19 protein-coding genes are annotated in these 16,146 nt (G+C 59.4%); 13 read left to right on the top strand and 6 right to left on the bottom strand.

Translation table 11 applies throughout. From position 1 onward, the window contains the following. Positions 1 to 71 precede the first annotated feature (71 nt). The 4 genes from moaA to CP97_RS06605 all read left to right on the top strand — a co-directional run bounded on the left by moaA (position 72) and on the right by CP97_RS06605 (position 2,278). Entirely contained in the window at positions 72 to 1,073 is a 1,002-nt protein-coding gene (moaA, locus tag CP97_RS06590) for a GTP 3',8-cyclase MoaA (RefSeq protein WP_048885287.1), read from the top strand. Beyond that, positions 1,073 to 1,315 carry a MoaD/ThiS family protein gene (locus CP97_RS06595; RefSeq protein ID WP_048885288.1) on the top strand — a complete coding sequence of 81 codons (243 nt, stop codon included), beginning with the start codon at positions 1,073 to 1,075 and terminating at the stop codon, positions 1,313 to 1,315. The genes moaA and CP97_RS06595 overlap by 1 nt, the downstream gene beginning before the upstream one ends. A gap of 1 nt (position 1,316) precedes the next feature. Further along, the gene (locus CP97_RS06600; protein WP_048885289.1) at positions 1,317 to 1,766 is read left to right on the top strand and encodes a molybdenum cofactor biosynthesis protein MoaE; all 450 of its coding nucleotides are present in this window, start codon (positions 1,317 to 1,319) and stop codon (positions 1,764 to 1,766) included. Between the two features lie 80 nt (positions 1,767 to 1,846). Next, positions 1,847 to 2,278 (top strand): hypothetical protein, encoded by a 432-nt coding sequence (locus CP97_RS06605; protein WP_048886798.1) that lies wholly within the window; start codon positions 1,847 to 1,849, stop codon positions 2,276 to 2,278. 12 nt (positions 2,279 to 2,290) lie between these two features. Here the strand turns inward: CP97_RS06605 and CP97_RS06610 are convergent, their stop codons facing one another. After that, positions 2,291 to 2,806 (bottom strand): hypothetical protein, encoded by a 516-nt coding sequence (locus CP97_RS06610; protein WP_048885290.1) that lies wholly within the window; start codon positions 2,804 to 2,806, stop codon positions 2,291 to 2,293. A gap of 222 nt (positions 2,807 to 3,028) precedes the next feature. Between CP97_RS06610 and rplU the strand changes: the two genes are divergently transcribed. From rplU to CP97_RS06625, 3 genes are all read left to right on the top strand, one after another. Beyond that, positions 3,029 to 3,475, top strand: coding sequence for a 50S ribosomal protein L21 (rplU, locus tag CP97_RS06615; RefSeq protein WP_048885291.1), 447 nt, complete (start codon positions 3,029 to 3,031; stop codon positions 3,473 to 3,475). 39 nt (positions 3,476 to 3,514) lie between these two features. Next, a complete protein-coding gene (gene rpmA / locus CP97_RS06620) occupies positions 3,515 to 3,784 on the top strand; it encodes a 50S ribosomal protein L27 (RefSeq protein ID WP_048885292.1) in 270 nt (89 codons plus the stop codon). Positions 3,785 to 3,960: 176 nt separating this feature from the next. Continuing rightward, the gene (locus tag CP97_RS06625; RefSeq protein ID WP_048885293.1) at positions 3,961 to 4,509 is read left to right on the top strand and encodes a GNAT family N-acetyltransferase; all 549 of its coding nucleotides are present in this window, start codon (positions 3,961 to 3,963) and stop codon (positions 4,507 to 4,509) included. Here the strand turns inward: CP97_RS06625 and CP97_RS06630 are convergent. Further along, positions 4,506 to 5,360, bottom strand: a complete 855-nt coding sequence (locus CP97_RS06630; protein ID WP_048885294.1) for a metal-dependent hydrolase — start codon at positions 5,358 to 5,360, stop codon at positions 4,506 to 4,508. The two genes, CP97_RS06625 and CP97_RS06630, sit on opposite strands and share 4 nt — an antisense overlap. Positions 5,361 to 5,421: 61 nt before the next feature. Between CP97_RS06630 and CP97_RS06635 the strand changes: the two genes are divergently transcribed. Next, positions 5,422 to 6,102, top strand: a complete 681-nt coding sequence (locus CP97_RS06635) for a TetR/AcrR family transcriptional regulator (protein WP_063612383.1) — start codon at positions 5,422 to 5,424, stop codon at positions 6,100 to 6,102. On the opposite strand, the gene ygfZ is transcribed toward CP97_RS06635, so the two are convergent. Beyond that, positions 6,030 to 6,764, bottom strand: a complete 735-nt coding sequence (ygfZ, locus tag CP97_RS06640) for a CAF17-like 4Fe-4S cluster assembly/insertion protein YgfZ (protein ID WP_048885295.1) — start codon at positions 6,762 to 6,764, stop codon at positions 6,030 to 6,032. The genes CP97_RS06635 and ygfZ overlap by 73 nt on opposite strands. A gap of 38 nt (positions 6,765 to 6,802) precedes the next feature. On the opposite strand from ygfZ, the gene pyrC reads away from it, so the two are divergent. Continuing rightward, positions 6,803 to 7,840, top strand: coding sequence for a dihydroorotase (pyrC, locus tag CP97_RS06645; RefSeq protein WP_048886800.1), 1,038 nt, complete (start codon positions 6,803 to 6,805; stop codon positions 7,838 to 7,840). Here the strand turns inward: pyrC and rarD are convergent. The 3 genes from rarD to CP97_RS06660 all read right to left on the bottom strand — a co-directional run bounded on the left by rarD (position 7,837) and on the right by CP97_RS06660 (position 11,709). After that, positions 7,837 to 8,748, bottom strand: coding sequence for an EamA family transporter RarD (rarD, locus tag CP97_RS06650; RefSeq protein ID WP_048885296.1), 912 nt, complete (start codon positions 8,746 to 8,748; stop codon positions 7,837 to 7,839). The genes pyrC and rarD overlap by 4 nt on opposite strands. Before the next feature lie 46 nt (positions 8,749 to 8,794). Beyond that, complete coding sequence (astD, locus tag CP97_RS06655; protein WP_227819706.1) at positions 8,795 to 10,213, bottom strand: succinylglutamate-semialdehyde dehydrogenase; 1,419 nt, start codon at positions 10,211 to 10,213, stop codon at positions 8,795 to 8,797. Positions 10,214 to 10,308: 95 nt separating this feature from the next. Continuing rightward, positions 10,309 to 11,709, bottom strand: coding sequence for a protein adenylyltransferase SelO family protein (locus CP97_RS06660; RefSeq protein WP_048885297.1), 1,401 nt, complete (start codon positions 11,707 to 11,709; stop codon positions 10,309 to 10,311). Between the two features lie 61 nt (positions 11,710 to 11,770). On the opposite strand from CP97_RS06660, the gene CP97_RS06665 reads away from it, so the two are divergent. From CP97_RS06665 to CP97_RS06680, 4 genes are all read left to right on the top strand, one after another. Then, positions 11,771 to 12,637 (top strand): alpha/beta fold hydrolase, encoded by an 867-nt coding sequence (locus tag CP97_RS06665; protein ID WP_048885298.1) that lies wholly within the window; start codon positions 11,771 to 11,773, stop codon positions 12,635 to 12,637. After that, positions 12,634 to 13,830 (top strand): glycosyltransferase family 4 protein, encoded by a 1,197-nt coding sequence (locus CP97_RS06670; RefSeq protein WP_048885299.1) that lies wholly within the window; start codon positions 12,634 to 12,636, stop codon positions 13,828 to 13,830. The genes CP97_RS06665 and CP97_RS06670 overlap by 4 nt, the downstream gene beginning before the upstream one ends. A gap of 116 nt (positions 13,831 to 13,946) precedes the next feature. Further along, positions 13,947 to 14,738 (top strand): tetratricopeptide repeat protein, encoded by a 792-nt coding sequence (locus tag CP97_RS06675; RefSeq protein ID WP_048885300.1) that lies wholly within the window; start codon positions 13,947 to 13,949, stop codon positions 14,736 to 14,738. Positions 14,739 to 14,755: 17 nt separating this feature from the next. After that, positions 14,756 to 16,120, top strand: coding sequence for an outer membrane protein assembly factor BamB family protein (locus CP97_RS06680; RefSeq protein ID WP_082863755.1), 1,365 nt, complete (start codon positions 14,756 to 14,758; stop codon positions 16,118 to 16,120). Positions 16,121 to 16,146: the final 26 nt, after the last annotated feature.

A 16,146-nucleotide genomic window follows, 5' to 3' on the forward strand; every position in this document is an offset into this window, starting at 1 on the left:
CTTGCGCTGCATATCGGAGAAACAGGCAGTAATAATGCTGGCTGGCAAACCGTCGCCATCGAAGGACATAAATGAGCTGTTCGCAGCCCCTGATCGACGCGTTCGACCGCCGCATCTCCTATTTGCGGCTATCGGTGACCGATCGCTGCGATTTGCGCTGCGCTTATTGCATGCCCGAAGCGATGCAATTTCTGCCCAAGAAATATGTTTTGAGTCTGGAAGAGATGCACAAGCTGGGCCTCGCCTTTATCGATCGCGGCATCACCCGCATCCGGCTTACCGGGGGTGAACCGCTGGTTAGGCGCGATGTCATGGATCTGGTGCGCGCATTGGGGCACAGGCTGGGAGCTGGGCTGGAAGAATTGACCCTCACTACGAATGGTACTCAGCTGGAGAAGTTTGCGCCTGAACTGTATGCCGCAGGCGTCCGGCGGGTGAACGTCAGTCTCGACACGCTGGATGCCCGGCTGTTCGCGCAGCTTTCCAGGCGAGATCGCCTTGCCCAGGTGTTGCGCGGAATTGCTGCGGCAAGCGAAGCGGGCCTGCAGGTAAAGATCAACACCGTTGCGCTCAAAGGGCTGAACGAGGCGGAATTGCCCGAAATTGTCCGGTGGGCACATGGTGAAGGCCATGACATGACGCTGATCGAAGTTATGCCGCTGGGCGAAACCGATACCGAAAGGGTTGATCATTACCTTCCGTTGCCCGCTGTGAGAGAGCGGCTGGAACAGCAATTTTCGTTGCATGATATTGCCGACCGCACCGGTGGGCCGGCGCGTTATGTGCGTGTGGAACAGAGCGGCGGTCGGCTAGGCTTCATAACCCCGCTGACCAATAATTTCTGCGCATCGTGCAATCGTATCCGCGTTACCGCGACCGGCCAGCTTTTTGCTTGCCTCGGCGGGTCAGAGCAGGTCGATCTGCGCGCTGCCCTGCGATCCGACTCTCCCGATGGCAAACTCGCCGCCGCGCTGGACGAGGCAATGCGAATAAAGCCCGAGCGCCACCATTTTGAGATTGGCGATGGAGCATTGCCCACGCTGGCCCGTCACATGTCGGTGACAGGTGGCTGATGGTGGTCACGCTGGTTTTTCTTGGCAAGCTGGCCGATCTTGCAGGCGAGGGGGAGCGAGAGTTGGCCGCTCCGCTCAACTGGCAAGGCCTGCTGGCCGCGCTTGGCGATGATCTCGGTGAGTTTATAGCAGGTGAAACGGTCAAACTGGCGCTTGATGGAGAATTGCTGGCGGATAAGACAACGCTATTAGCCGTGGATGGATCTGAAATCGCGCTGCTCCCGCCTGTCAGCGGCGGCTAGAATGGCTATCACGGTCAAGCTGCTTGATAAGCCTTTTAATCCTGGCGCATGTGTCGGGCCTTTCACATCTGCGCATCCGGGGCTTGGGGCGGTTTGCAGCTTTGTTGGCGAAGTGCGCGGCGAAGACGGCGTCGAGGCGCTCGAACTGCTCCATTATGACCGCATGACCGTGCGCGGTATGGAGCGGCTTGCCAGAAACGCGGCGGGCCGGTTCGCGCTGATGGGCCTTATCATCGTGCATCGCACAGGCATCATGCTTCCCGGAGAGTCGATCGTGCTGGTGTCCGCTTGCGCCAGCCATCGCCGCGCCGCCATTGATGCGGTCGATTATTGCATGGATCACCTCAAGGCTGACAGCTGGTTCTGGAAGCGCGAAAAGCGTGAAGGCAATTGGCACTGGGTTGAGCCGCGGACCGCTGATCATGCCGATCTGGCGCGATGGAGCGAATGATTCGCCCGACTTGACCGGGATCAATGCGTGCTGGCCTGCGCGTATTCATACTTCCTTCCTGCAACTGGAAGGAAAACATCATGGCCGAACAACTTACTCGCGAACAAATCGCCCGCGCTGCCGATATCCACGCTGCGCCACCTGCTGTCGTACGCAACGATCCGGTGGATCGCACATTCGGCCTGCCCAAGAAACTCTACATGGCCACTGTGGGGCTCTATCTGGGGTTTATCGCTGTCCTGTGCTGGGGATTTGGCAATCCGGTGATGGTCATTCCGATCGCGATCTGCGTATTGATCATTGTCGCCGGCTTCGGGCTGCCCACGATGTGGACGCGTATGAAGCCCTTCACCAGCAGCAAGCCCGCGACATGGGCGCACTTCAGCCAGCGCGGGATTGCCACGGCCTCCGGCCACACGCGCTCACGTGATGCAAGCGTCCAGGTCCTTATCCTGCCCGTGCTGATCCTTGCGTGGGGCCTTGCATTTGTGACGATCGCGGCACTGGTCTGACCTTATCGCCTGCTAGCGGGAGAGGCGTGACGCGAGTCGGGTGATCAGTGCGTTCTCTGTGTCTATCAGGGCCGCAACTTCTCCGCGCACATCCGCAATCGGGGCGATTGCCTCTCCGGCGGTTGAAGTGTCGACATAGATCCGATCTAGATCAGCCAGAGCAATCATTGCGCGGCTGCGGCGCGATTCGAGATTGGCGAGAGCAACTTGTGCCACCGACCATGCCTCGCTTCCCACCCCGGCAGATTGCGCAGCAGAAGTTTGGCGTTCTGCTTCAGGAGCGGCAGCGAGAAATTCATCGTGGGCAGACCGCGCCTCGCGGGCGAGTTGCACTGTGCGTTCTACTGTCTCCGCTGCCGGCGGCTCAGGCACATAGGGTTCTGCCTCCGCAACATCGAATGTGCCCGCCCAGCGCTCTCCATCGCGGAAGGCGAGCGAGGGATAGTCGCCCGAGGCGCTGGCACAGCCGCCGGTCAAAACCACAAGACCGCCCAGAAACGGCAGGATCGCTAAACGTATTTGCATCATCACGCCATCGCCCTACATCGTGGCTGCACGGCTTTCCAGCGTACAATTGCCCCAAGAAATGGCGCTGCTTTGGTCCATCTGGTGGTTGACAGCCTTGGGCAGGTGGCCTAACGGCGACGTTCTTCGCGGTGCCCCTTTTTGGGCGCCCTTTTTGTTGTTGAGGCGGGCGGGCCTATTGGCCGGTCCTGCAGCGGGAACACCAGATAAACGGAATTTAGCACCATGTTCGCAGTAGTGCGCACGGGCGGCAAGCAATATCGCGTCGCCGAAGGAGACAAGATCGCAGTAGAGAAGCTGGCGGGTGACGCTGGTGACTCCATCACGCTAGGCGATGTCCTGCTGGCCGGCGAAGGCGCCGATCTAGCAGACAGCGCTAAGGTCACTGTCTCTGCAGAAATCATCGCCCAGGCCAAGAGCGAGAAGGTAACGGTCTTCAAGAAGCGCCGTCGCCATAATTATCGCCGCAAGGCTGGTCATCGCCAGCAGATGACATTGTTGCGCATCACCGGTGTAGGTGAAGGCAAGAAAGCTGCAGCCAAGAAGGCCGCCGCTCCGAAGAAGGATACTTCCGAAGAGAAGGCCGCGCCTGACACGCACAAGGCTGCTCCTGCAAAGGATGCCGCCCCAGCTGCGAAGAAAGCATCGGCCAAAAAGGCCGATAAGGAATAATCCCGGTTTAACTGGGTCACGAATACGGAGTAAGGCACAATGGCACATAAAAAAGCTGGCGGTTCGTCGCGCAACGGTCGTGATTCGGCCGGTCGTCGCCTCGGTGTGAAGAAGTTTGGTAGCCAGGACGTGATTCCGGGCAATATTATTGTGCGTCAGCGCGGCACGAGGTTCTATCCCGGCGTCAATGTCGGTATGGGTAAGGACCATACGCTGTTTGCGCTCGAAGCGGGCAAGGTCCGTTTCCACAGTGGCAAGCTGGGCCGCAAATACGTCTCAGTAGACGCGATGGCCCAAGCCGCCGAATAAAGCCGGATGATCCGACAAAGGGCTCATCCACCGGGATGGCCCTTTTCGGAGTTTCGATAATCCGAAGAACTGGAAGGAGATGGGGCCGCCCCGTCTCCTTTTTTGATTCTCTTTCCTCGTTTTGACGCACCGGCTGTCTACTGGAGGCAGGCCGCCGGCTTTTGAGGAGATGTGAGATGTTCATGCGTACCGAACGGCTGTTTCTGCGGCCTGTTTTCCCCGAAGACTGGCACGATATCATGGCAGGCATTGCCGATTTTCGTGTGGTCAGCATGCTGGAGAATGCACCTTGGCCCTATGGTGAAGAACAGGCGCGCGCTTATTGCATGAGCCTGCCCGAGGATGGCGAGATTCGTCTTTCGGTCACTCTGCCCGAAAAGCACGGTGCTCCGGTTGTCGGACAGATCGGCATGCGCCCAAACAGCAATGGTCGATACGAACTGGGATACTGGATCGCACGCAGATGGCAGAAGCGCGGTTTTGCGGTGGAGGCGGCGCACGGCATTATCGCAATAGCGCAAGGTCTGGGCATCAGCGAATTGGAGGCCGGCCATTATCTGGACAATTCTGCCAGCAGCAAGGTCTTGCGGCGCTGCGGATTCCAGCCCACGGGCGAAATCGCACCAACTTATTGCATTGCCCGCGGTGGTGAAGTGATGATGATGCGCCGTTATGCCATACATCTGGCTGGCGCCAAGGACGATAATCGGCCGGTCGCAGCCTAGGCTGCTGCTTCCGGCGCATCGTCCAACTCCCTGTCCCATTTTGCGATGAGGTGCCGGTCGTCATGGTCCCAGGGATGGAAACCCGGCCGGAAATAGCCGAGCCACGATGGGAAAATACTGCGCAATATGCCAGGTTTAACAATCAGATAATGTGCCAGATGCGCCTTTGCTCGCCAACCAGTCACCCCGTCCTGTGCCAGCAATTCGACCGCATCGGCTGAACGATTGCGCAGGAAGCGGATTGTTACCAACAGCATGACCAGCGATCGCATCCGCCAGCGTTTGAAAGACGACCAATTACGTGTGGCATGGATGAACGTGTCATAGGCCACGGCCTTATGCTCAATCTCCTCGACCGCGTGCCACAACCATAATTGTCGATCTCCCATCCCCGCACTTGCCAGCGTATGAGGGGATTTGAGAAACTGGTGGGCGAACATGGCGGTGAAGTGTTCCAGCGCGCAGGTAATGGCCAATTGCACAATTGCAGGGGCTTTCTGCGTATCGCCGACAAGTTGCTTTACCCGTGCATCAATAAATGTGAGATCATATCCTGCTTCTTCAACCGCGCGGTTGAAGGCGACATGCTCGCGTGAGTGATTGACTTCCTGACGGATGAAATCGCGGATTTCCCCTGTCAGTTTTGCCGGTGTGTCTGCACGGTGCGCCTTCACCGCATCAATAAACATCGCTTCACCGCGCGGAAAGCTGGCAGATAATGCGGCAAACCAGGCTGCCGCGACCGGATCGGTGCCGCGGGGGCGCTTTTTACCGCGTCCGAAGCGGCGATCGCGCACCTTAAGGGGGTGATCGACAGGCTTGCTTGCTTGCCAGTGCGGTTCTGCAGTCATACCATCATCCAATTATCTGTCAGGAAACTGACAAGTCGAATTGTGAAGGGCGCTTACACTGATGTCAATAAAGAGGCGTTTGCCTCCAGAAGAAAGTCGCGCGGTTGCGCTCGAAGCCGCGCGGGCACTGTTGATAGACGCAGGTCCGCAGGCGGTGACTTTGAAAGCGGTCGCTTCGATGGTGGGGCGCACGCATGCCAATTTACTGCACCATTTCGGTAGCGCTTCGGGCCTGCAAAAAGAATTGGCGCGCCATCTGGCGCGAACAGTGTGCGATTCGATCGGCGAAGCTGTGCGCGCAACGCGGGCCGGTATCGGTTCGCCGCGCGAAGTCGTCGATCTCGCATTCGATGCCTTCGGGCGTGAAGGTGGTGGGCAATTGGCAAGCTGGATGCTGGCATCGGGCAATGAAGATGCCCTCAATCCAATAATCGAGTCGATTCACGCGCTGGTGCACGACCTTAACCCGGATGAAGCACATACTGGCGGCGATCTGCGCATGCATGAAACAACCTTCACGCTGGTTCTGCTGGCTCTGGGCGATGCGCTGCTGGGCGAACCGCTCGCCGAATCGCTGACGGTGAAGCGCAGCGTTGCGCGTGATCGGGCAGAACAGATGCTTGTCGCCGCTTATCAGGCCAATGCCGCATCTGTCGAAGCGGCGGTGGTTCAGGCTTCGCCCGCTGCCAGCGTCATCCAATCTGGCACCGCTTCGGCAGGGATGTCGTCCACCCGCAAGTGATCGACTGCCAGGCCCAGTGCCGGGTAGGCAGCTTTGCAGCGCTTTTCCTGGGATTGGGCGAGTGGGACCACCACGACCCGGCGATTGATCTTCTGTCGCCAGTTCATCCGTGCGGTATTCTCCTGCCCGATATAACAGCCCTTGGTGAAGCTGACCCCGCCAAGTTCGGCTGCATTGGTCTCCAGCCACAGGATGTCGCCCAGTTCGGTCGAACCTTCGGCAACGCCCGATGAAAGGCGCTGGTCGAGATAGCTTTCATCAACACCGTCTGCCCCCGTGCTGATCGCGCCGAGGCGCCGATAGCCGAGTGCCGGCAGGCGCGGATCAGGCACGAAACCGTCTGCCGCCTCATCACTCCAGAAAGCAGCCAGACCTGCATCCACGGCAATGTCCAGCTTGCGACGCAGGCGGTAAAGCGAGAGCCGTTTGGCAAGCGTTTCTGCCTCTGCGGCCTCACACTCCAGCAGAATGTCATGCTCGTCGCGCCACACCAGCATATCCACCATTGTCTTGCCTTGCGCAGTCAGCAGCGCGGCATAGACAGGCAATGTGCCGGTGACATCATTAGTGAGGAGGCCCTGCAGAAAGGCCGCGGCATCCTCGCTCTCATCCAGAGGGGAAACGCGCACCACGGCGCGGCTGTTCAATTGGCCAATAGTCATGGGTGACAGATAGGGCGGGGCGCGCCATAGGCAATCCCATGACGACGAAGCTGACGATCCGCCGCCCCGATGATTGGCATGTCCACCTGCGCGACGGGGCGATGCTGCAAGGCGTGGCACAATTTACCGCGCGCCAGTTTGCCCGCGCTATCGTCATGCCCAATCTTTCCCCGCCGGTGACATCGATAGAGGCGTGCATCGCCTATCGAAACCGTATCATGGCCGCTCTGCCAGAAGGTTCGGCCTTTACGCCGCTGATGACCTGCTATCTCACCGACAGAACCGATCCTGCCGAGGTGCGGCGCGGCTTTACCGAGGGTGTGTTCACTGCGGCAAAGCTCTATCCTGCCGGTGCTACCACAAATTCCGATGGCGGCGTGACCGATGTGGCGAATATCCGCGCCGTGCTCGAAACCATGGCGGAAGTCGGCATGGTTTTGTGCGTGCATGGCGAGGTGACATCTGCCGAGATCGATATATTCGACCGTGAAGCGGTGTTTATCGAGCAGGTGCTTGCGCCATTGTTGAAGGACCAGCCCGGCCTCAAGGTGGTGTTTGAACACATCACCACGCAGGATGCTGTGGAATTCGTCGAAGCAGCGCCAGCCAATGTCGCGGCCACGGTCACGCCGCAGCATCTCCATATCAATCGCAATGCCATGCTGGTGGGCGGGATGCGCCCGCATGCCTATTGCCTGCCTGTGGCCAAGCGGGAAAAGCATCGGCTGGCGCTGCGAGCGGCAGCCACCAGAGGATCGACGAAATTTTTCCTGGGCACAGATAGCGCCCCGCACACGCGCGAAACCAAGGAAAGTGCGTGCGGCTGTGCAGGCATATTCAACGCGCCCTTTGCATTGGAAAGCTATCTCGCAGTGTTCGAAGCCGAGAGCGCGCTGGACAGGTTTGAAGGTTTTGCCAGCCTCCACGGTCCGGCCTTTTACGGGCTGCCGGTGAATGAAAGCACGATTACGCTGGAAAAGCGCAATTGCACGGTCCCGGCCACCATCATGGCGAATGGGGAATACGTCGTGCCGTTTCATGCGGGCGAGACACTGGGCTGGACCTTGGTGGATTAGCCCGCTGCCGGCACAACCTTCGCACGGCGTGATTTGCGCCACACATCCCAACTAAACAGTGCGACTGATGCCCAGATCGCGATGAAACATGCAAGCTGAGCGTGGTTCAAATCCTCTCCAAATACCGTCAGTCCAAGTATGAAGACGATGGTGGGGGAAGCAAATTGCAGAAAGCCAACCAGCGTATAGGGCAGGGCGCGTGCGGCAGTGGCGAACAGCAATAGCGGCATCGCTGTAAGCACCCCGCCCAGCATGATGGCGAAGGTTTCCAGTGCATCGCGTCCGAAGGCCAGCCCTTCGCCGGATATTTCAGCCCATACGAGATAGACAGCGGCGATGGGGAGCAAAATCAGCGCCTCTATCGTCAGGCCTACGACGGGGCCGGCATTTACCTTCTTTCGCAGCAGGCCATATACCGCGAAGCTCGACGCCAGCAGCAGGCTGACCCACAAGGTGGTAAGCGCGCCTGCAGCCAGTGTAGCAACACCAAGGGCTGCCAGCCCCACCGCAATCCATTGCAGCCGCGACAGGCTTTCACCTAGAAATACCAGGCCCAACAACATCATATTCAGCGGCAGAATATAATAGCCAAGGCTGGCGGCGTAGACATGATTGGCCTGGATCGCCCAGACATAGGCGATCCAGTTGATGGCAATCATCACGGAACTGAGAGCCAGCGTGCGCATGGTGCGCGGGTCGGCAAGGCAAGCACGAAATTCGGAGAAACGCTGCCGCCTCCCCAACAGGGCGATGCAGAACAGCAGTGCAAAAACCGTGCGCCATGCGACGAATTCGAGGACCGGAACTTCTTTCACCAACAGCAGGTAAAGCGGCAGCGTACCCCATATCAGGTGGGACATCATCGCGGAAAGTAGCGCCTTGCCGCGACTTGTTTCTGCGTCTGCCATGAGCGCCCGCTAGACTGTCGTCCGGCAGGCGACAAGCCTTGCCTGCTCAGCCCTGTTTGATACCGACGCCCAGGCTGGCGCGCGGCTGTTCCATTTCGGTGCTGGTAACGGGATAGGCACAGTAATCCGCAGCATAGAAGGCCGCCGGACGGTGATTGCCCGAAAAGCCGATCCCGCCAAATGGCGCAGCGGAGGATGCACCATTGGTGGGGCGGTTCCAGTTGACGATCCCGGCGCGGACATTCGCCCAGAAACGATTATATTGCTTGGGGGTGCCGCCAACCAGTGAAGCCGAAAGGCCAAAGCGCGTATTATTCGCCTCTGCAATTGCCTCATCAAAATCATCGACCTTGATGACCTGAAGCAAGGGGCCGAACAATTCGACATCGGGGCGGTCAATCATGGCTGTGGTGTCAATGATGGCAGGGGTAACGAAAGGCAGATCGTCCTGCATACGTCGCATGTGTTTGATCGCCCTGCCGCCGTTGGACAGCAGATAGACAAAGCTTTCAGTCAATTGGTCGGCCGTATCATTGTCGATCACCGGACCCATGAATGGTGCAGGTTCATCAAAAGGCGCGCCCACGATGATCCGATCCGCCATTGCCTTCAGTTCGCCGATCACGCTGTCATACATGCTCGCCTTCACGATCAGCCGGCGCGCAGCGGTGCAACGCTGCCCAGCAGTTGTAAAAGCGGACTGGATGATGAGCGCCGCGGCATCGCTGATCTTGGGCGTGTCCCACACGACCAGCGGATTATTGCCGCCCATTTCCAGCGCCAGGATCTTGCCCGGCTCGGTGGCGAGTTTGCGGTTGATAGCTATGCCGACCTGCGCGGACCCGGTGAACAATACGCCATTCACATCGCGATGGGCCACAAGCGCCTTGCCTTCGTCAGGACCGCCGATCAGCAATTGCACCACGCCTTCGGCAATACCTGCGCGATTGAACAGTTCGACCAGCTTTGCGCCAACCGCAGGGGTCTTTTCCGATGGCTTCAGGATCACCGTATTACCGGCGATAAGCGCGGGCACCATGTGGCCATTGGGGAGATGTGCGGGGAAATTATACGGGCCAAGCACCGCCATGACGCCATGCGGCTTGTGTCGCAGCGCCGCTGTGCCCTGTAAGGCGCTGTTTAGCTTTCGCTGGCCGGTCCTTTCGGCATAGGCATTGACCGAGATATCGACCTTGGCCATCACAGCCTCGACCTCGGTGCGGGCTTCCCACAGGGGCTTGCCCGTCTCGCGTGCAATCAGTTCGGCCAGTTCTTCCTGATCCTTGCGCACTTCATTAACGAAGCGGCGCACCAGTTCGATCCGCACGGCCAGCGGCTGCGCGGCCCATGCGGGCCAGGCGCGTTTTGACTGCTCCACCAGCTGATCCACATCACCATGCGGCGCACGCCACATTTCTGCACCCGTGGCAGGTTCAAAAGAGACGAGTTCCTGTGTTACCGACAATGCTTGCACCTTCCCGAGCGCCAAATTCAACCGCTTCTTAGAGAGAGTTGTGCGTAGGCGCAAAGTTACGTTTGAACCTATCCCTATATGTCACGTTATCGATGGCCTTGGGGGGCGGGCAGTTCGCCAAAAGCGCCGCCCATACGGCGCAACCGCTCCACCTTTTGATAAAGCGGAGCCCAGTCGTCGCGCTCGGCTATGGCGTCCCACAAGGTTTCGACCTCGTCGATCAGCATGGTTTCGGGCGCTCCGTCCGACCAGTATTCATGCGGCTGCGCATCTATGGCTTCATAATCGGCAAGGACTTGTGCCAGATCGCCCGTGGCACCGCGGCCACCGCGATGGCGATAGAAGAACGCATCCGGGCCTTCCTTATTTTCGCGCATGGTCATTTCGGCGGCACCAAGCAGCGCTGCATCGCTTTCCTGATCGCGTTGCTGCACGCCCAGCCGCCAGCAGAAACGCCGCATCATCGCCGCTTCATACAAGGGACCGAATCGATCGAGCGCGGCAATCAGCGGTTCGGATTCGGCCAGCGGGCGCAGTGCGACGGCCAGCTGGGAGAGATTCCAGCGGATCGCCTCTGGCTGTTTCCCGAAAGCGTAAAGACCGGTTTGATCGAAATAGGCAGCTGTAAAGTGCGGATCCCACTGCGGCAACCAGCGCCACGGACCGTAGTCAAAACTCTCGCCCGATATGTTCATATTGTCGGTATTGAGCACGCCGTGAACGAAACCTGCGACCATGTAGCTGGCAGCAAGATCGGCCAGTCGTTCCGCCACCTGATGCAGCAGGATGACCGCAGGCTGATCGCGCCCCGGCGCATCAGCAGGAGGCGGCGGACCAGGGAAGGCGGCAAGGCAATAACCGACCAGTTGAGCCAGGGCGGCGGGCTGCTCCAACACCATCAGCCGCTGGAAGCTGCCGATGCGGATGTGCCCATGGCTCAGCCGCACCATGACAGCTGATCGGGTGGGGCTGGGTTCATCACCGCGTACCAGCTGCTCCCCCGTTTCGATGACGGAGAAGGTCTTCGATGTATACACGCCCTGCGCTTCAAGCATCTCGGTGGCGAGAATTTCTCGCACGGCCCCTTTCAGCGTCAATCGTCCGTCAGCCGTGCGGCTGTATGGCGTTGTGCCGCTGCCCTTGGTGCCGCAATCGAGCAGGCGGTTCTCGCCATCGCGCATTTGCGCAAAAAGAAACCCGCGTCCGTCACCGATGTCAGGATTGTAAGAGCGGAACTGGTGGCCATGATATCTGAGGGCAAGCGGCTGGGGCAGATTGTCCGGCAAAGGTTCAAACAGGCCGAAATGCTGCACCCAATCGGCATCGCTAAGGCTCGCCAGCCCTACCGCCCTGTCCCAGCGGGCATTGCGAAAGCGTAATTCATGGGCCGGAAAATTTGCTGCTTGCACCGGATCGGCAATAAATTGCGCAATTTCGGTGATTTTCGTGTCGGGGCGATAATCGGCAGGTTGCGGTTCTTTGCGCATCCTACCATTAGTGGCCATCGGCAGGGCCATCCGCAAGGTGGACATTAAACGGGGAATATGAGTGGGCGACGAAGCCTTCAGCAAAAAGACCTGGCAAAGCAGTGACGGATTGGAACTGCATTACCGCGATTATGGCGGGCGCGATGATCGCCCGCCGATCCTGTGCATTCCGGGCCTGACCCGCAATGCCCGCGATTTTACGCCTGTGGCCGATGCATTCGCCGGCGAATGGCGCGTAATAGCCTGCGATCTGCGTGGCCGGGGTGAAAGTGATTATGCCAAGGAATCGGCAAGCTATACGCCGGTCCAATATGTCAAAGACATTGCCGGATTGTTCGACGCGGCGGGGCTGGAAAAGGTCGTGCTGCTGGGCACATCATTGGGCGGCATCATTTCTGTCATGCTGGCCGCAAGCGAGCCGGACCATATCGCCGGCGTGGTGCTCAACGATATTGGGCCCGATGTCGAAACCGACGGGATGGAGCGTATCCGCGAATATGTCGGACAGGGACGCAGTTTTCCTACGTGGATGCATGCGGCCCGTTCACTGCGCGAAGGCAGTATTGGGACCTATCCCGATTATGCCATGAAAGACTGGCTGCGGCTGGCCAAACGGCAGATGTGCATCGGCGGTAGCGGGCGCATTACGCTGGATTACGACATGCATATTGCCGATGCGCTGGCGCAGGATATGGAAGGCGGGATCGCGGCCGATATGTGGCCGGTATTTCGCCAGCTCGCAGGGCGGCCTGTTCTTGCCCTGCGTGGAGAATTGTCGGACATTCTTTCTGCCGAAACGCTTGCGCGCATGGCTCGCGAGCTCCCCGATTGCGAAGCGGTGACCGTGCCGCACGTCGGCCATTCGCCTACGCTGGAAGAACCCGTCGCTCAGGCAGCTATCGCACGATTGTTGGGGAAGGTGGCATGAACGCGAAGGCAAGCAAGGCCGGCAAGGCGCCTAGGATATTGCATCTGCATTCCACCTTCGATGCAGGCGGCAAGGAATTGCGCAATGTCCAGCTGATCAATGCCTGGGGCAGGGAGGTTGATCATGCGATTGTATCGGGCGATCTGGAAAAGCGCGGGGCAGCGCATCTCATCGGCAAAAAGCCGCGCATCAGCTGGCCTAAATTTCCCTCGCTCACAGGCAGGCCGACGCCCGGACGGATGGTCAAGCTGGCCAGGGCAATGGCCGGATATGACCTCATTTGCACCTATAATTGGGGTGCGATCGACGCGGTGATGGCGCATACGATCTTCGCCGATGCATTCAAGCTGCCACCGCTTGTCCATCATGAAGACGGTTTCAACGAAGACGAGGCCAAGCGCCTGAAAAAGCGCCGCAACTGGTATCGCCGCATTGCGCTGGGCCGGGCTGCGGCGCTGGTGGTGCCTTCGGTCACGCTGGAGGACATTGCCCTGACCATTTGGGATCAGCCGCGCACCCGCGTCCGCCGTATTCCCAACGGTATTGACACCCGCGCGTTTGCCGCGCCGCCAAAGCGCGATGTCCTGCCACTGCTGCTCAAGCACAAGGGCGAATATTGGATCGGGGCGCTGGCTGGCCTGCGCAAGGTCAAGCAGCTTGATATGCTGGTGCGCGCCATGGCTGATCTTTCGCCTGAATGGCAATTGGTGATCGCGGGCGAAGGGCCGGAACGCGAAGCGCTGCTGGCGGAGGCGGAGCGGCTGGGCCTTGAAGACCGCGTCCACCTGCCCGGCTTTGTCGCCCAGCCGCAAAAACTGGTCGGCCTGTTCGATATATTCGCCTTGTCGAGCCATTCCGAACAATTCCCCATATCCGTCGTAGAGGCGATGGCCGCGGGCCTGCCGGTGGTGGCGCCGCGCGTGGGGGATATCGGTGCGATGGTGGCCAGCGAAAATGGCCCTGCGCTGGTCGATCCGGGTGACGAGGTGGCGCTGGCCAAATCGCTTTGCGATCTTGCTGACGATCCTGAAAGCCGCAAACGCATGGGTAAGGCAAACCGCGTGAAGGCGCGCGCTGAATTTGACGAGGCGCGCATGATTGAACGGTATCGCGCGCTCTATTGGGGTCTGATGCAGAAATACCCGCGCAATGGGGCGCTTGCCAACGCAGATGCTGCGAATGCAGAAGACTAGGCTTAATCCAGCGTTCACCGCAGCGGGGACAGGACTGCCTCTTCGATTGAAATGCGATGGCTTACCGCCTAACAGCGCAACCTATTTGATCGAAACCCATTAGCAAGAAGCGCACATTGGCCAAACCTCCTACTCCGATAGACCAGCCCGCAACTGACAAGGCTGCCCGCCGCGATCCAGAGCAGGACATGCTCATGCGCGAGGTGGACGAGGCTGTCCGGCAGGACGAAGTCGGGAATTTTGCCAAGTCCTACGGCTTGCCGCTGGGCATATTGCTGGTTGTGGCGCTGGCTGCATTTGGCGGTTACCTGTTCTGGCAGGATCGTTCTGAAGGCGCGCTGGAGGCCGATTCCGAGGCATTGGTGCAGGCGATGGATGAACTGGACGCAGGCAATGTCGATGTTGCCGATGGCGAACTCGCGCTGCTCGCGGATGGATCTAAAGGTGCTGCCGCTGCGGCTGCAATGCTGCGCGCTGGAATAGCGATACAGCAAGATCGCCCGGCCGAGGCTGTCGCCTTGTTCGACGAGGTGGCAAATGATGCAGAATTGCCTTCCAACATGCGCGATATCGCGGCGATCCGTTCTGTCACCACCCAGTATGACGATGTTGACCCGCAGGCCGTGATCGATCGGCTTGGTCCGATGGCCCAGCCGGGCAATGCATATTACGGCAGCGCAGGCGAACTCGTCGCGCATGCCTATCTGGCACAAGGCAAGCAGGACCAGGCCGGTCCGCTGCTGGTGGCCATTTCCAAGAATGATGACGTGCCCCAAACTATCAGGGGCCGCACGCGCCAGCTTGCCGGGCTGCTCGGTTTCGACGCCATAGAGGATGTCGACGCCGCGCTGGCCGAAATCACCGGACAGGACATGCCCGATGATTCACAAGTCGAACTGGTGGAATAGAGGCGAACTAAACTCAAATGACCATGATTTTCAGCCGTACATCGCCGCGTTTCGTTATGCCGGCCATCGCGCTGGCAGGTGCCCTTGCCCTGACCGGATGCGAAACCCTTGGCATTGGTGGCGGGGGCGATGACGAAAAGGAAACGCCGACCGTCGGAGACCGTCAGCCCATCCTCTCGCGCATCGCGACAGAGATTGTGGCCGATCCGGATCTGGCCAGCGTCGCCGTAGTGGTCCCCACTGCGACAACCAATGAAACCTGGCCACAGGCGGGCGGCAATGCGGCTAAGGTTGCAGGCCATCTGACACTGTCCAACACGCCCACGCGCGCATGGTCTGCCAATATCGCAGGCACCACCAAAACCCGGCGCCTTGCAGCATCGCCGGTGGTAGCGAACGGCATGGTCTATGTCGTCGATACAGCTGCCGTGGTCCATGCCTTCGACGCGACAAATGGCACGTCACGCTGGCGGCATCGCATTCAGGTGTCCGGCGATCTGGAAGATGCGACATTCGGTGGCGGTGCCAGCTATGATAGTGATCGCGTTTACGCCACCAATGGCGTTGGCGACGTGGTGGCGCTTGATGCGGCAACAGGCGCAGAGATCTGGCGCGTGAAACCCGGCGGGCCGCTGCGCGGTGCACCGACCGTTGCCTTCAATTCCGTATTCGTGATGACGCAGGACAATCAGATTTTTGCGCTGTCCACGACTGATGGCGAGATCGTGTGGCAAAAAGCCGCCGCGACCGGGCAGCAGGGCGTCTTTGGTGTCGCGGCTCCCGCAGCAGGGCAGGGCACGGTGCTCGCCGGCTTCTCCTCTGGCGAATTAGTGGCCTATCGTTACGAAAATGGCCGCGAATTGTGGTCCGATGCGCTGGCACGCACTTCCATCTCCACACAGGTTGGCACGCTGACTGATGTCGATGCCGATCCGATCATCGATCAGGGCCGCGTTTATGCACTGGGGCAGGGTGGCCGCATGGCCGCCTACGAACTGCTTACCGGACAACGGATATGGGAATTGACGCTGGCGGGCATTTCCACCCCCACGGTAGTGGGCGAATGGGTTTTCACCCTGACCGACGATTCACGCATCCTTGCCATTCAGCGTAACACTGGCCGTATCCGCTGGATGACGCAGCTGGAACAATGGCGCAAACCCGAAAAGCGTGAAGGGCCGGTGTTCTGGACCGGGCCCGTGCTGGCCAGTGGCCGATTGTGGATCGCCAGCTCTCGTGGAGAGGTGAAATCGGTTGACGTGATGGACGGCACCGTGGCCGATTTCACGCGGCTGGACGATGGCGTATCATTGCCGCCGGTCGTGGCCAACAACACGCTTTTCATCCTTGACGACAATGGCCGTATCACTGCCTGGCGCTAAATTTCGTCACTAGCGTACCGATATTG

It is taken from the genome of Aurantiacibacter atlanticus, from assembly GCF_001077815.2.
GTDB lineage: Bacteria > Pseudomonadota > Alphaproteobacteria > Sphingomonadales > Sphingomonadaceae > Alteraurantiacibacter > Alteraurantiacibacter atlanticus.

What these genes read in the sequence shown, in the direction of transcription:
- CP97_RS06670 (WP_048885299.1), top strand. Translation starts at nt 12,634, where the DNA reads ATGAACGCGAAGGCAAGCAAGGCCGGCAAGGCGCCTAGGATATTGCAT.
- CP97_RS06605 (WP_048886798.1), top strand. Translation starts at nt 1,847, where the DNA reads ATGGCCGAACAACTTACTCGCGAACAAATCGCCCGCGCTGCCGATATC.
- CP97_RS06600 (WP_048885289.1), top strand. Translation starts at nt 1,317, where the DNA reads ATGGCTATCACGGTCAAGCTGCTTGATAAGCCTTTTAATCCTGGCGCA.
- rarD (WP_048885296.1), bottom strand. Translation starts at nt 8,748, where the DNA reads ATGGCAGACGCAGAAACAAGTCGCGGCAAGGCGCTACTTTCCGCGATG.
- rplU (WP_048885291.1), top strand. Translation starts at nt 3,029, where the DNA reads ATGTTCGCAGTAGTGCGCACGGGCGGCAAGCAATATCGCGTCGCCGAA.
- moaA (WP_048885287.1), top strand. Translation starts at nt 72, where the DNA reads ATGAGCTGTTCGCAGCCCCTGATCGACGCGTTCGACCGCCGCATCTCC.
- CP97_RS06680 (WP_082863755.1), top strand. Translation starts at nt 14,756, where the DNA reads ATGACCATGATTTTCAGCCGTACATCGCCGCGTTTCGTTATGCCGGCC.
- CP97_RS06660 (WP_048885297.1), bottom strand. Translation starts at nt 11,709, where the DNA reads ATGCGCAAAGAACCGCAACCTGCCGATTATCGCCCCGACACGAAAATC.
- rpmA (WP_048885292.1), top strand. Translation starts at nt 3,515, where the DNA reads ATGGCACATAAAAAAGCTGGCGGTTCGTCGCGCAACGGTCGTGATTCG.
- CP97_RS06635 (WP_063612383.1), top strand. Translation starts at nt 5,422, where the DNA reads ATGTCAATAAAGAGGCGTTTGCCTCCAGAAGAAAGTCGCGCGGTTGCG.
- CP97_RS06630 (WP_048885294.1), bottom strand. Translation starts at nt 5,360, where the DNA reads ATGACTGCAGAACCGCACTGGCAAGCAAGCAAGCCTGTCGATCACCCC.
- CP97_RS06595 (WP_048885288.1), top strand. Translation starts at nt 1,073, where the DNA reads ATGGTGGTCACGCTGGTTTTTCTTGGCAAGCTGGCCGATCTTGCAGGC.
- CP97_RS06625 (WP_048885293.1), top strand. Translation starts at nt 3,961, where the DNA reads ATGTTCATGCGTACCGAACGGCTGTTTCTGCGGCCTGTTTTCCCCGAA.
- CP97_RS06610 (WP_048885290.1), bottom strand. Translation starts at nt 2,806, where the DNA reads ATGATGCAAATACGTTTAGCGATCCTGCCGTTTCTGGGCGGTCTTGTG.
- pyrC (WP_048886800.1), top strand. Translation starts at nt 6,803, where the DNA reads ATGACGACGAAGCTGACGATCCGCCGCCCCGATGATTGGCATGTCCAC.
- ygfZ (WP_048885295.1), bottom strand. Translation starts at nt 6,764, where the DNA reads ATGACTATTGGCCAATTGAACAGCCGCGCCGTGGTGCGCGTTTCCCCT.